At 32.5% G+C, this 790-nt stretch carries 1 protein-coding gene; it reads right to left on the bottom strand.

What is annotated here, in order from left to right; genetic code table 11:
• Nucleotides 1-348 precede the first annotated feature (348 nt).
• On the bottom strand, nt 349-790 hold a 442-nt coding region (locus tag ADIARSV_RS21775), incomplete at its 5' end, for a peroxidase family protein (RefSeq protein WP_200864711.1).

Raw genomic sequence — 790 nt, forward strand, 5'->3', positions numbered from 1 at the left:
ACCGTTTTTCGATATAAATTAAGATGAGTATTTGATAAAACTCTCGGTTTTTCAAGTGTACCTTCCTGTTTATTAAAGTGGGAAAAGACTATGCTTTACTTTTAGTAGGCATATTTATCTATTTGGTGACGAGGGCCCTCACTTGAAACAAAAATAACACTACAATCAAGTAAACATACGCTATCCTGCTGAAGGTCAGTTTTTTTTATGGGAGAATTCACACACACACACAAGGCTTCAAGTGGAATTACAAACATGTACCTATATTTCTATAAACTTTTGGTTAATAGAGTATTTATGCGTTTAGAAATTTGAGCTTGTAAATTAGAATAGTAGTGGATGGTACCTTTAAAGTTCTGTTATAAAGTTTATAATTTCTTTAAAGGTCACTACATTTTTGCCATTTATCTTTGATGTCCACTCATTATTTAAAAAGCAATCCTTTTGGAAGAATATGCCGCCAAGTAATTGTTCCGCTATTATTCGACCACCTAAATCACCTAATTTAGCACCGTCATTTTGAATTTCAGCCTCTCTCAAAATATAATACCATAGAGGTGTTTTAAAGTTTCCATCAATAGTAAATAACGCTCTATTTGCTTCATCAGGTTCAATTTGCTCTAGTTTCAATCTTTGAGAACTAGGAAGTTCATAATAATCTGCAATATCTTCAGCAGATCCAATTCCTACTTGAATACTACGAAGTAAATTTCTTTCAGGTAAATTTTTTACTTGCTTATTTTCATCCGGTATTGCGCTATTAGGGAGATCAAACACTTTACGTGTAACT

The organism is Arcticibacter svalbardensis MN12-7 (assembly GCF_000403135.1).
GTDB classification, from domain to species: domain Bacteria; phylum Bacteroidota; class Bacteroidia; order Sphingobacteriales; family Sphingobacteriaceae; genus Arcticibacter; species Arcticibacter svalbardensis.